This window comes from Arthrobacter alpinus (assembly GCF_001294625.1).
Lineage (GTDB): Bacteria > Actinomycetota > Actinomycetes > Actinomycetales > Micrococcaceae > Specibacter > Specibacter alpinus_A.
Genome location: NZ_CP012677.1, coordinates 104261 through 117032 on the forward strand (window position 1 = coordinate 104261; position 12772 = coordinate 117032).

The 12772-nt window shown below is 55.8% G+C and carries 11 protein-coding genes; 7 read left to right on the forward strand and 4 right to left on the reverse strand.

The genetic code is table 11. From position 1 onward, the window contains the following. Complete coding sequence (locus tag AOC05_RS00380; RefSeq protein ID WP_230085451.1) at positions 1 to 1542, reverse strand: aldehyde dehydrogenase family protein; 1542 nt, start codon at positions 1540 to 1542, stop codon at positions 1 to 3. Between AOC05_RS00380 and AOC05_RS00385 the strand changes: the two genes are divergently transcribed. From AOC05_RS00385 to AOC05_RS00400, 4 genes are all read left to right on the forward strand, one after another. After that, positions 1526 to 3118: a class I adenylate-forming enzyme family protein gene (locus AOC05_RS00385; RefSeq protein ID WP_154604931.1), complete on the forward strand. Its 1593-nt coding sequence runs from the start codon at positions 1526 to 1528 to the stop codon at positions 3116 to 3118. The genes AOC05_RS00380 and AOC05_RS00385 overlap by 17 nt on opposite strands. Before the next feature lie 35 nt (positions 3119 to 3153). After that, a complete protein-coding gene (locus tag AOC05_RS00390; RefSeq protein ID WP_062004701.1) occupies positions 3154 to 3945 on the forward strand; it encodes an enoyl-CoA hydratase-related protein in 792 nt (263 codons plus the stop codon). Positions 3946 to 3949: 4 nt separating this feature from the next. Continuing rightward, positions 3950 to 4723 (forward strand): enoyl-CoA hydratase/isomerase family protein, encoded by a 774-nt coding sequence (locus AOC05_RS00395; RefSeq protein ID WP_082357638.1) that lies wholly within the window; start codon positions 3950 to 3952, stop codon positions 4721 to 4723. 93 nt (positions 4724 to 4816) lie between these two features. Then, a complete protein-coding gene (locus AOC05_RS00400; protein ID WP_186760271.1) occupies positions 4817 to 5461 on the forward strand; it encodes a TetR/AcrR family transcriptional regulator in 645 nt (214 codons plus the stop codon). A gap of 13 nt (positions 5462 to 5474) precedes the next feature. On the opposite strand, the gene AOC05_RS00405 is transcribed toward AOC05_RS00400, so the two are convergent. The 3 genes from AOC05_RS00405 to AOC05_RS00415 form a co-directional block, all read right to left on the reverse strand. Further along, entirely contained in the window at positions 5475 to 6581 is a 1107-nt protein-coding gene (locus AOC05_RS00405) for an alcohol dehydrogenase catalytic domain-containing protein (protein WP_062004706.1), read from the reverse strand. 148 nt (positions 6582 to 6729) lie between these two features. Continuing rightward, a complete protein-coding gene (locus AOC05_RS00410) occupies positions 6730 to 7971 on the reverse strand; it encodes a CaiB/BaiF CoA transferase family protein (protein WP_082357639.1) in 1242 nt (413 codons plus the stop codon). Further along, entirely contained in the window at positions 7968 to 9326 is a 1359-nt protein-coding gene (locus AOC05_RS00415) for an MFS transporter (protein ID WP_062004708.1), read from the reverse strand. The genes AOC05_RS00410 and AOC05_RS00415 overlap by 4 nt, the downstream gene beginning before the upstream one ends. 175 nt (positions 9327 to 9501) lie before the next feature. Here AOC05_RS00415 and AOC05_RS19175 point away from each other — a divergent pair, with 175 nt between their 5' ends. Genes AOC05_RS19175 through AOC05_RS00430 form a run of 3 tightly spaced genes read left to right on the forward strand, consistent with a single transcriptional unit; the run spans position 9502 to position 12771 of the window. Then, the gene (locus AOC05_RS19175) at positions 9502 to 10518 is read left to right on the forward strand and encodes a MaoC family dehydratase (RefSeq protein WP_062004710.1); all 1017 of its coding nucleotides are present in this window, start codon (positions 9502 to 9504) and stop codon (positions 10516 to 10518) included. After that, positions 10503 to 11972 carry an aldehyde dehydrogenase family protein gene (locus tag AOC05_RS00425; protein WP_197277863.1) on the forward strand — a complete coding sequence of 490 codons (1470 nt, stop codon included), beginning with the start codon at positions 10503 to 10505 and terminating at the stop codon, positions 11970 to 11972. The genes AOC05_RS19175 and AOC05_RS00425 overlap by 16 nt, the downstream gene beginning before the upstream one ends. Before the next feature lie 13 nt (positions 11973 to 11985). Then, positions 11986 to 12771: an enoyl-CoA hydratase/isomerase family protein gene (locus AOC05_RS00430; RefSeq protein ID WP_062004714.1), complete on the forward strand. Its 786-nt coding sequence runs from the start codon at positions 11986 to 11988 to the stop codon at positions 12769 to 12771. Position 12772 lies beyond the last annotated feature (1 nt).

Sequence of the window (12772 nt, forward strand, 5' to 3'; positions counted from 1 at the left end):
TTACATTTGGATGGATCGTACGGTGAGGAATTCTTCAATACCAAATGTTCCAAATTCCCTACCGTAACCCGATTGTTTGAAGCCCCCGAACGGAGCAGCCGGGTTGAAAGCGGCGCCATTGATATCCACCTGGCCGGCGAGAAGGCGGCCTGCGACGTTGATAGCGGCCTCTGGATCCGCTGACCAGACGCCAGCGGCCAAACCGTACTTGGTACCATTGGCAATGGCGACTGCCTCCTCGACATCGTCGTAGGCGACGATCGAGAGTACGGGACCGAACATTTCTTCTTGTTCGGCCACGCTGCCAGGGGCTACATTGCTCAGAACAGTGGCCTCAACGAAGTAGCCCGTCTCTGTCCCTCCATCTGAGCCTCCGCACAAGACTGTTGCGCCGTTAGATACCGCCTCCGTGATGTGGCCCAAAACGCTGTCCCGTTGCTTCTTCGAAACAAGAGGTCCAAGCCGTGTCCCAGATTCCATGGGATCGCCGGGAACGTAGCGGCTTGCCGCCGCTGCGGCAAGTGCCTCGACCTCGGGCAGCAGTTCACGAGGAACCAGTAGCCGGCTCCAAGCGGTGCAGGTTTGGCCCGCGTTCAGAAAAGAGTTGGCCACAGTAACTTTGACGGCAGTGGCTAGGTCGGCATCCGGCAAGACAATACTGGCGGACTTCCCTCCGAGCTCCAAGGAAACTCGCTTGACCAGATCACCCGAGCGGGCAGCAATTTGACGCCCGACCGCGGTGGATCCGGTGAAGGACACCAACGCCACTTCAGGGTGATCAACAAGAGCCTGCCCGATCTCAGATCCAGGGCCGCTAACCACGTTGAAGACACCCGCAGGTAGGCCGACCGAGGCCACAACTTCTGCTAGAACGAATGCGCTTAGTGGTGCTAAATCGCTGGGCTTGAGTACTAGGGTGCATCCTGCCGCTAGTGCACCGCCAACCTTCCCCACAATCTGGTGGAGGGGGTAGTTCCATGGCGTGATCGCACCAACGACACCCACAGGTGGGCGTTGGACTACTGAATGACCGATCTGTGATGTGAAGTTAAAGGCCCTGAGGGCGGCTGCGGTTTCATTGAGGGTCTGGACTGGAAGGGCCGCTTGTACCTTTTGTGAGATACGCAATGGTGTCCCAACCTCGGCCGTAATTAACTGCGCAATTTCTTCGCTGCGATTAGCAAGTTCTTGTGCAATACGCTCAAGGTAGAGGGCCCGCTCGACGGCCGGAGTTGCTTCCCAGGCCGGCAAAGCTGTAGATGCCGCGCGGACGGCAGCATCTACGTCTGCTGAAGTGCCTCTGGGGACCTGCCCTACCGTCTCATGTGTGTACGGATTTTCAACTTCAATGGGCTGGGCCGAAGTAATCGTCGGTACCCATGTGCCATCTATATACAAGTTGTCGAAACTAGTTGAGCTCTGCATGCTTCCTCCATCGACTGCGACTTCCTTGTGATGTACACTACTAAATGAACGCTCGTTTAGCAAGCTTATTTTTTCAGTGTTACCCGCGAAGGTGGTACTCATGGAACCAACGATCATTTATCGACAGATACTTCAAGCCGCCGGTCGACACGACGCCGACCGGCCGGCACTTTCACTTGAGGATTCCGAAACCTGGAGCTATAGAGAGCTTTCAGAGCAAACTCATCGATTCGCCAATGGGCTTCTCTCCTTGGGGGTTAAGCCAGGGGACCGGGTGGGTCTCCTGCTGGCCAACAGCTTAGAATATTGGGCAATATACCTGGCCATTGGGAGGATTGGTGCAATTACAGTTCGTCTGAACTGGCGCCTTACTTCCGAGGAGCTGGACTATGCGATCGCCGATTCGGGTTGCGCGGTGCTGTTTGCCCACGATAGGTTTTCGCAACCTCTGGCCTTCCTTGCGGACGTTCAATCTGCGCCCACAGTAGTAACTGTTGGGTATGAGGGACTCGCTCACAAGCCCGAGAACTGGGATGGAGTCCCCAGTGTTGTGGACGGCTCTATGTTCGTTGACTGCTCGGAACCACATGTTGCGCTGCCAGCATCCGAGGATCCGTGCATGATCATGTACACATCGGGAACGACCGGGCGGCCTAAGGGAGCTGTGTGGACACACTCGAACACCATGTGGTTCGCAGCGATGCAGATCATGCGCTGGGGTTACACGAGCGAGACCGTCACAATGTCAACTGGTCCGCTCTTCCATGTGGGTTCAATGGAAGACCACATGCTGCCGACGCTTCTAGCCGGTGGGCATGCTGTCATCACCAGCTCCGGATCCTTTTCCTTGGATAAAGTAACTCGGCTCATCGAGCATCATGGCGTGAATAATGCATTGATCTATCCATTCATGATTTATGCATTGGTTACCGGCAACGATATCCCCGCCGAGCGGTTGCGCTCCATGAAGGTTATGACCACGGGAGGGTCCCCGATCCTTCCGTGGGCTGTGACGGCCGTTAAGGAAAAATTCCCACAAATTCGCCTGGAACAGGTCTATGGGCTGACGGAGGGTGGGGGTATTAGCACCGTAATGTCCGCGGATGACCTCGACGTCCATCCGGGCAGTGTTGGAACCCCCCTTCCGCTGACAGAAGTCCGGATTGGTGCAACGGATCAGCCTTTTAGTGAAAGTATCGGCGAGATCTGGGTCAGAAGCCCTTCTGTCAGCCCTGAATATTGGGGGAAGCCTGAGGAAACCGCCGCGACATTTGTCGATGGTTGGTGCCATACGGGCGACCTTGGAAAGATCACCCGCGACGGATACCTTTACATCACCGGTCGCACCAAGGACATGATTATCAGTGGCGGAGAGAATATTTATCCCGCCGAACTTGAAGCAATTCTCTCTGACATGCCTGGAATTAAGGAAGTCGCTATTATAGGTGTTTCGGATGCTGTATATCAAGAGACGGTTTGTGCAGTAGTCGTCCTTGATGGCACTAGCGTCGTCTCTCATGCAGACGTAATTTCGTATTCGCGCACACGGCTCGCCGGATATAAGCGACCGCGGCATGTTGTGTTCGAACTCGAGTTACCAAGGACCGATTCAGGAAAAATACGAAAAAATGTTCTGCTGGAAAAATTCAACCATTTGGGAACTTCCTTCGAAGCTTCAAACCAGATCAATTAACTTGTCAATAAATCTAAGTAGGAAAAGGTAAACTCATGACTTTTGTGGAGTATCAGCGTGTTGGGGCCGTCGGAACCATAACGCTCAATCGTCCTGATCGCTTGAACGCGATGACCGCTGACTTTCTGGAAGACGCGCTGCTTGCTTTCACCGCGGCGGCTGACGATCCGCACACACGCGTAGTTGTCCTGACCGGTGCAGGTAGAGCTTTTTGTGCAGGTGGTGATCTTTCTCAGGGGCCCGGTGGGGCCGTGGGTGGCGTGGGTACACTGCAGCAGCAGACTGACCGGTTGCGACGCTTCATGCGTACCTCCCAACTGCTGCATGACATGCCAAAAGTTACCATTGCTGCAATTAATGGAGCATGCGCTGGCGCTGGACTCTCGTGGGCTTGTGCTGTCGATTTGCGATTTGCATCTGAAACGGCGCGCTTCAATGCAGCTTTCCTGGGTGCAGGACTTTCCGGGGACTTCGGTGGTACGTGGCTATTGCCCCGACTCATTGGTGCTGCTAGGGCTGCGGAAAAATACCTTTTATCAGAACCTTTCGATGCACAAGAAGCACAGTCGATTGGTCTTGTATCGCGGCTGTGCGCACCTGAAGAGTTGATGAACACAGTCAATGAGGTTGCAGAACGCTTGGCGGCTTCTGCCCCCATAGCGCTGCGGCACATTAAGGAGAATCTTCGTGACAGCTCCTCGACCAGCTTTGAAGTCGCCTTGGACGCAGAAGCTGCCCGCCACAGCTACTGCGTTGGTACTGCTGATGCGGCCGAAGCTACAGATGCTTTCCTGAACAAGCGAACACCGACCTTCCAGGGGCATTAAGAATATGAGCAATTATCAAACAATCAGCGTTGAACGTGAAGCGCATGTGGTCACCGTGACCCTAAAACGGCCGGAGAGCCTCAATGCCATTACGTCGCAAATGCTCCGCGAGGTTACAGAGGCATATTCCAACTTAGAGGACAACGTGCGTGTGGTTGTTCTCAAAGGCAGCGGACGGGCCTTTTGTTCCGGTGCCGACCGGATGGATCCTCCTGGGCTGGCACCCTCAGGTTCCGATCATATGACTGAACTTTTCCATGCAGGAGAGGGGCGTCGTGCCGCTCGGGCCATCGCGGAGGCGCCGATGACGACTATTGCCAGCCTTCATGGTCATGTCATAGGCGGTGGAGCCGTGCTTGCACTGAACTGTGACTTCCGCCTGGGAGATGAATCGACGACGATCCGCTTCCCGGAAGTGCAGCTGGGCATCCCTCTGACATGGGGTGCTTTGCCGCTGCTGGAAAGGGAAGTGGGGGCCTCCAAGGCGCGTCGTATGGTCTATTTTGGTGACCCCGTCCACGCTTCAGAGGCCTTAGAAATCGGTTTTCTGCATGAGGTCGTCGCGATTGAACACTTGGCGGAGGCAACACAGAACTTTGCGGGGAAACTTTTGGAGCTGCCGGAAATCGCTGTGCGAATGTCTAAGCGGCAATTATTGAAAGCCTCCGAAGCTGAAACTGGGCGGCTCGCTGCCCTCGATACCCTAGACTCCGAATTGTATGTGGAGGCCATGCGTTACGGATGGAAGCCATTTCGAGGTTCAATGGCAAGGAATTAAACCGTAAGAGTGTCACTCGCCCGATGTTCAGTGTTGGACAGTGGGTTGAATTACAGACGTTGGCCATCGCGAGGAGAAGCTAGGATGTCATCCATGCGCCAAAATGAAGATCCGTTCAGAGTTGTCAGGGCAAGCAAGCTCCCTGAGTTTAAAGAGCCTGTTCGACAAGCAGTGATTGTTGCGGCAGAGAAGGCTTTTTTCGAAAACGGGTACCACGGCACATCCATGCGCAGTATAAGCGCGGGTGCCGGGGTTACAGTCGGCGCGCCTTATTATCACTATGATTCCAAGCAGGCCATCCTGCGTGAAATTATGGACCGTTTCATGCGGTGGTCCTTGCAGACAACGTTGGACGCATGTGCCGCCGCGCCGGACGATCCCTATTCGCAATTGGTGACCGCAGTAAGGTCTCACGTCTTTCAGCACGCTACTCAGCAGGTGCCGAGTTTTGTGGTTGACAATGAACTACGGAGTTTGGAGACAGAGAACAGGCAAGAAATCGTCCGTCTTCGAGATGAGATTCAGGGGATATTCACGCGGGCCGTTCAGCGTGGACATGACGAAGGTATCTTTGAGACCCCATTTCCGCGTGAGTCAGCACGCGCCATCGTGACGATGTGTACTTCAGTTGCCTCATGGTTCAAAACGGACGGTGATCTCTCTGCTGTTGATGTTGCAGAACGCTACACAACAATCTGCTTGGATGCAGTGAGGTTTGTGCGCCCAGAATCTGAGTAGTACCTGCCGTTGTCTAGCCAAACATAATCACCTGGCGGACGGCTTTTCCATCTTCCAACTGATCCATGGCGTGATTGATATCGGCGAGTTCGATCCGGCTCGTGATCAGTTCTTCGACGGGCAACCTTCCCTCACGCCAGAGCTGGGCATATTTGGGGATGTCGCGTGAAGGAACAGCTGAACCGAGATAGCTGCCAATGATGGTCCGGGCCTCGGCGGTAATAGTCATGGGTGAAATCTTGGCAAGGGCATCAGGGGCAGGCAACCCCGTAGTGATCGTGGAGCCTCCCACATCGGTAGCCGCGAATGCGGTTTCGAATGCTCTGGTGTTGCCAGCGCATTCGATGACATATTTGGCTTTTATCTGATTGTCGATGACTTCACTTGGGCTATATGCCACGTGTGCACCCAGACGTAGGGCGTGCATGCGCTTTTCTTCTAGGGTGTCCACCGCAATGATTTTTGAGACATTTTGTGAGGCAGCAGTGATGAGTGCGGCCATGCCTACCCCTCCGAGCCCCACCACCATGATGCTCTCCTCTACCTTGGGCCGGGCGGCATTCAAAACCGCGCCACCACCAGTGAGCACAGCACAGCCGAGAACTGCGGCGACATCCGGCGGAACATCATCACCAACGGGCACTGCGGAAGCGCAGTCGACTATGGCATGAGTAGCAAAACCCGAAACCCCGAGGTGGTGGTATACCGGTTTGTCATCTCTGGACAAGTGCATGGAACCGTGGAGCAGGGTGCCGGCAGCGTTGCTCGTCGACCCCACAGTGCAAGGTAGCCTGCCATCTTCAGAGCAGCTGGAACAATTCTCACAACGAGGCAGAAATGACATGACCACACGCTGCCCGGGCGACACATTCGTGACTGCTGCTCCAATTTCAACGACGCGTCCTGCTGCTTCGTGACCGAGGAGCATGGGAACCGGTCGGGCTCGGTTGCCATCAACTACACTCAAATCTGAATGACAAACGCCTGCCGCTTCAATGCGGACCAGAATTTCAGTGGGTCCGGGCCGGCCGAGTTCTAGATCTGAAACGGTGAGGGGTCTTGACTGCGAGAAAGGGCGTAACCTGCCGATTTCTTCCAATACAGCACCTGTAATCTTCATTTATCCACTTCCTTCCAATGGTTCAAATTGCGAAATTGTTGATGATGGTGTGCCAAGTTTCTCGGGGGCTTCAACTCGACGGACGTTGCGATCCTAAGCTTTCTCAGCAGTTTGTGGATCCTGGCCAAATACGGCCGTTGGTGGTCGGCTATTGAGAGACTTCCCCCGCACAGTCTTGATCGCTTTGTCTGGGTGGAGAACTAACGGTTTTCTCTTTTAAGGCTTTACTGATTCTCTCGTCCGACCACCCAAGGGTGTTTGTCAGGATCTCTCGAGTATGTTCCCCGACTAGCGGAGGGGCGAGATTGATTGTCAAGGGGGTGGAAGAGAATCTCATCGCATGCCCGTAAACAGTCAGTGGGCCGGATACAGGGTGTTCAATCGTGCGAAGCAGCTCTCGGTCAATGACTTGAGTCGATCTTGCCGCTTGAGCGGGAGTGTTGACGGTACCATGCGGAATTCCCGCCGCACGCAACTCAGCTCCAACTTCGGCACATGTGCGCGTCGAGGTCCATTCCTCTATCGCGGTAGTCAATATCTCTACATTGTTGACGCGGTCCGCTGTGTCCCGATACCGCACATCCCACGCAAGCTCTGGTGCTCCGATAACTGCCGCAAATTTTGGAAACAATGAGTTCGTTCCAGCCTGGATATACATGTAACCGTCAGAACAACGATACGCATCCGTGGGACTGGACAGAACGTCGCGCGCACCGTTTCGACCAGGTACGTCATCATTGAACGCTGCCCACACTCCACGAATGCCCATTGAGGTGTACATCGCATCGAATGCCGCGACGTCAACGTGTTGCCCGTTCCCATGCTCATCTCGCACACGTAACGCTGCCATTGCAGCCATCACGGCGTGGTAAGCAGCGATGTGATCTACCACGAACGAACCAGAAACTGACGGCGCGCCATCGGCATTACCGGTCAGACTCATTAATCCTGTTTCTGCTTGTGCGATCGCGTCGAACAATGCGCGATCGCGGTTACCGCCTGACTGACCGAAGCCAGAGATAGAGATCAGAGATGCGCGCGGGTTGAGCTTCTGTAGGTCTTCGAATCCCAACCCCATCTTGTCGATCACCCCGGGCCGGAAGTTCTCAACGATCAGGTCCGCACGGGACGCAAGATCCTTCAGGATCTCGCGTCCCGTCTCAGATCTCGGGTCAAGTGAGAGCCCGCGCTTGTTGCGGTTAAAGATGTTCGAGTAGACGCTTCGTCCGTCGCGTTCCAAGGGGCGATTGTGGCGGATGGCCTCGCCTTCGATGGTTTCGATTTTGATGACGTCGGCACCCATGTCCCCGAGCATCTGGCAACACAGGGGGCCCGCGATGAAGCGACTCAAGTCCAGAACTTTGATGCCGGAGAGTATAGAGGTGTTCATGATGCTGTCGATTCTGCCGGAACTTCAGTCAGAGCGAGTTCAGCGTCATCCCGATCGGTACTCTGTCGCAGGAAGTATGCGCAAATGAAGACCAACGCTTGGGTAAACAGAATGTACAGCGACAAGGCCCAGGGATCACCGTTAGTGGCGATCAGCAGCGCCGTGGCGATGGTCGCGGTCATACCGAAGAGTATCGAAGGGATCTGCAAGACAAGTGATAGTCCTGTGTACCGCACTCGGGCGGGAAACAGGCCCGCGAAGAGCACAGGCTCAGCGGCATACTGCGGGCCGTACGCGAGGTTGAATCCGATGATGGCGACTGCAAAAAGCGCGAAGGTCGAGTTGGTATCGAGCAGCCAGAAGAAGGGAAACGCCAAAAGCATTCCAATGGTTGCGCCGAACATGACGACACGACGAGCGTTGAATCGGTCTGAGGCTATTCCCATTCCGTAAAATACGAAGACCCCGATCGCGGCGCCCACGGTTGTGGCCGTCAGCGCGAGAGTCCGATCGATTTCTGTGAACTCCACTGAGTAGGTGATGACAAAGGTCAGCATCACATAGCCAAGCGTCCCAACACCGTATGCGATTCCCATAGCGAGAAGAGTACGTCCAAGATACTTGCGGCCGATCGTCTTCAGGGGAGATGCCTCCGTGACGACGATTGCTGCGGCTTTGTTGCGCTCAGCTTCCTCTGTGGCACGAATGAAGTCGGGCGTTTCCGTGAGCTTCATCCGAATTACCAAGCCAGCGACCACCAGAACGATGCTGAATAAGAAAGGCAGTCGCCAGCCCCACGAGAGGAGCTGCTCATCTGGGAGTAGAGAGACAATCGCGAAAGCTCCAGTCGACATCACGATTCCGAGCGCATTGCCTACTTGGGTGAAGCTACCGTACTTGCCTTTCTTCCCCTCCGGCGCGAATTCGACAGCTACGAGCGCTGCGCCGCCCCATTCACCGCCTGTAGCGAAGCCTTGGACTAGGCGAAGAATTACCAGCAGGATTGGTGCGAGGATGCCAATCTGCGCTGTAGTCGGCACTAAGGCGATCGCAGTGGTTGCCAGGCCCATGATCATTAGCGTCGCGACGAGCGCCACTTTACGGCCTTTTCGGTCTCCGATGAGCCCAAAGACAATTCCGCCGAGTGGACGGGCGAAGAATCCCACACCGAAGATTGCGAATGACAGAAGTATTCCCGTAAGTGGGTCATTTTCTGGGAAGAAGACGCGGCCGAACACCAAGGTTGAGGCAGTGGCAAAGATGAAAAAGTCGTACCACTCGATCGCGGTTCCGATCAATGAGGCGGTTGCAGCTTTCCGGGCGAGAGCGATCTGCTCTTGCAGGGGTGTACTCACGTCGTTGTGATCCTATCTCGTCGAGTTCGATGTCAATGGGACATATCGTATCGTATTTAACGATCGTTCTGTCAAGTAATTGCGTAAAGCCCTGCCTTGTCAAGCCTTCTTCACAATTTGACATTGAACGATCGTTCGATCATCTGTTACGGTGAGGTCAACAAAGGAGTGAACAATGACACCTAATGTCTTGCCCAATATGAAGGTTCGATCCCCCCGCTGGCACGATCTGCTCGATGTCCGCACCATTGATTCGTCTGGCGATCCGCAGGCGGATTTGAAGGAGCCGACATACGAAAACGTTGAAGTCGGAGAACTGTTTGGGCCCGAAGTGCTCCCACTAACGCAGTACCGCGCGATGCGGTACGACTTCATCATGGGGAGTCGCAATGCGCTCTCGGGTGTAACCGGTTCAAATAACTCCCCGCTCGCTCACCCGGGCAGCTTCTCAAATGAATTGTTCGAGATCTACACGCTCAATTACGCCGCCAGTAAGATCGTCGGAGTGCACGCGAGTGAAGAGATCTGGCTCGAGCAAGCCGCGTCCGTTGGCGAGAATATAGTTCTTAGCGGGGAGTTCGTCGAGAAGTACGAAAAGCGTGGCCAGGGTTACGCGGTTGTGAGTGGCGAAGCTCGCGACCAAGCGGGGAATCTACTCGCACGCCGACTTGGTACAGAGATCATGCGCACCGTTCCCGGCGATGTCGTCGGACGAAAGGCGTCATCTGGCTCGAGTGCAAGGCGCATGGACACAACGGTGGACCGATCTGCTCGCCGGGTGGGGCCGAACGCGAATAATTTTTCGCCCGGAGACTGGTTTGAATTCGATCCGCACCTCGTCACGTTCGAGCAGGCCGCACTGTACTCCCGCTTCGGCGAGTATGTCACGTCCATTCACGGCAGCATGGAAGCAGCACAGTCGGCGGGTCTAAAAGTCCCGATTGTGCAAGGTCAGCAGCAGATGTGCCTTCTCTTGGACGGGTTCTTCTCGCTCATCGGTCCTCGGTTCCACAGCGGAGGTCATATAGCGGCGAAGTTCATCGGCCCGGTTCGTGTGTTCTCAGAGCTCACCCTCCAGGGCCGCGTCTTCAGTTGTGACGGCACCCCTTCCACTACGCGCTTCGAATGCTGGCTCACAGACGAGACGGGGCGCACTGTAACCGTCGCAACAGCAGAATGGACCGAAAAATGACTGTAACGCGCGACCAAGCAATTGCAGTAATCGAGAAACTCGCGCCAACCCCCATGCTCATCGCCGGGGAATTCGTCGGAGGGAAAGGTTCGGGCGAACTGACCATCTCAGATCCCGCCCGTGACAGCACCATCATCGCTGTCCAATCCGCGTCCACAGACCAGCTGGGGCAGGCGGTTACAGCCGCGTCTGCAGCGCAACGAGAGTGGGAGAATGTTTCGCCCACCGACCGTGCCGCCACACTTCACCGGCTTGCCGACGCCATCGAAACGTGCGCCGATCAGTTCACGGCAGTCATTACTACCCAGCTCGGCTCGCCCGTCGGACTTTCCGAACGACTCCACGTTCGGCTAGCGGTCGCAGACATCAGGGCAGTCGCCGAGGCGCTGGTCTCCATGAAGTTTGAACAGCAGATTGGCGCCTCTATGGTGCTTGAGCGGGCCGCCGGAGTCGTATTCGCGATCACTCCATGGAATTATCCACTGCATCAAGTCGTGGCCAAGGTTGCACCTGCGATCGCAGCGGGGTGTTCCGTGATCCTGAAGCCCAGCGAAGAGGCACTCGGTGCCGCTGCCCTTTTCGCGCGCTGCGTCCAGGAGAGCGGACTACCTGCAGGAGTATTGAACGTCGTCGTCGGCGGAGGCAGAGAGATTGCCAATGAACTCGTTGGCCACCCTGGTATTGATGTAGTGTCCTTCACTGGCTCGACCGAAGTTGGCTCCGCGATCGCACGGCAAGCAGCAGGAACGATCACCCGCGTACACCTAGAGCTAGGGGGTAAATCACCCAGCCTAATTGCCCCAAGCGGCGACCTTACCACGGGTGTTAAAGTGACCCTAGCAAACTGTTTCCTGAACTCGGGTCAGAGCTGCAACGCATTGACTCGTCTCCTGGTACCCAGAGAGAACCTGAGCCAAGTAGAACAGCAGATTCTTGGGTTGATGCCACGCCATCAGCCGGTGGACCCATGGTCGAATGGTGCCCGCATGGGTTCAGTCGTTTCGGTCGCACGCCAGGCCTCCATCTGGAGCGATATTCAGGCCGCCAAAGACCGCGGTGACACGATTCTTGCAGGCGGCACGGGGCTCCCGGATGGCATCGAACGAGGGGCTTTCGTGCGGCCCACTGTCTTTTTCGACACGGACCCTAATAGCCCAATAGCGCAAGAAGAGGTCTTCGGCCCTGTTCTCACCGTTCTCGCCTACGACGATCTGAACCACGCCCTCGAACTGGCAAACGCAACCCGCTACGGGCTCGGCGGGAGTGTTTGGGCCTCGACGAACCACGAAGCGGCTGACATTGCACGCGAAATCCGTTCAGGCCAGGTAGATCTTAACGGCGGAGCATTCAACCCCGCCGCTCCTTTCGGTGGCTTCAAAGCATCAGGATACGGTCGAGAACTCGGCCGGTACGGGATTGCCAGCTTCATCGAACCGCAGTCGCTGCAGAACTGATCGGAGATACAAAATGTCTTACTTCATCATCGACCACCCGCGCCCGGGACTGGCGATCGCCACAATTAACCGACCCGAGAAGCTAAATACGATGACCGGGCCGCTTCTTGAGGAAGCGGTAGAACAGTTCGCCGCCCTCGACCGTGATCCTGAAACTCGAGTTCTCATCCTTACCGGAGCAGGACGCGCGTTCTGCGCAGGGGGTGACCTCAGCGAGGGCCCCGGGGGCGCTGTGACTGCGGGTCTATCGGGAGAAGCCGCCGGGGACCTCCTTCTCGATTTTATGAAGACAAGCACAATCCTCAGCAAAGGAAACTTCACCACCATCGCCGCAGTCAATGGAGCTTGCGCAGGTGCTGGACTTTCTTGGGCAGCGGCATGTGATCTGCGAGTAAGCGCCTCGGCCGCAAGATTTAATACAGCTTTTCTAAATGCCGGCCTCTCAGGGGATTTCGGAGGCTACTGGTTTCTTGAACGCCTCATCGGACGAGGACGAGCTATTGACCTATACCTTCGGCCGCGACCATTCGATGCTCAGGAAGCCCTCGACATTGGTTTCGTATCCGCTGTCGTACACAACGCTCTTGAAAGCGCGTCGGAAATCGCAGATAAGCTTCTTGACTGTGCCCCCATTGCGCTTCAATCGATGAAACGGAATTTCGTGGACTCCAGTTTGCCGCTTGGTGAATACCTCACTCAGGAGGCGCACCGGCACTCCGCTTGCGTGGACGCGAACGACGCAGCAGAAGCGGCGCGGGCGTTCGTGGAGAAGCGTGCTCCCCATTTTGTTGGTCGCTGAA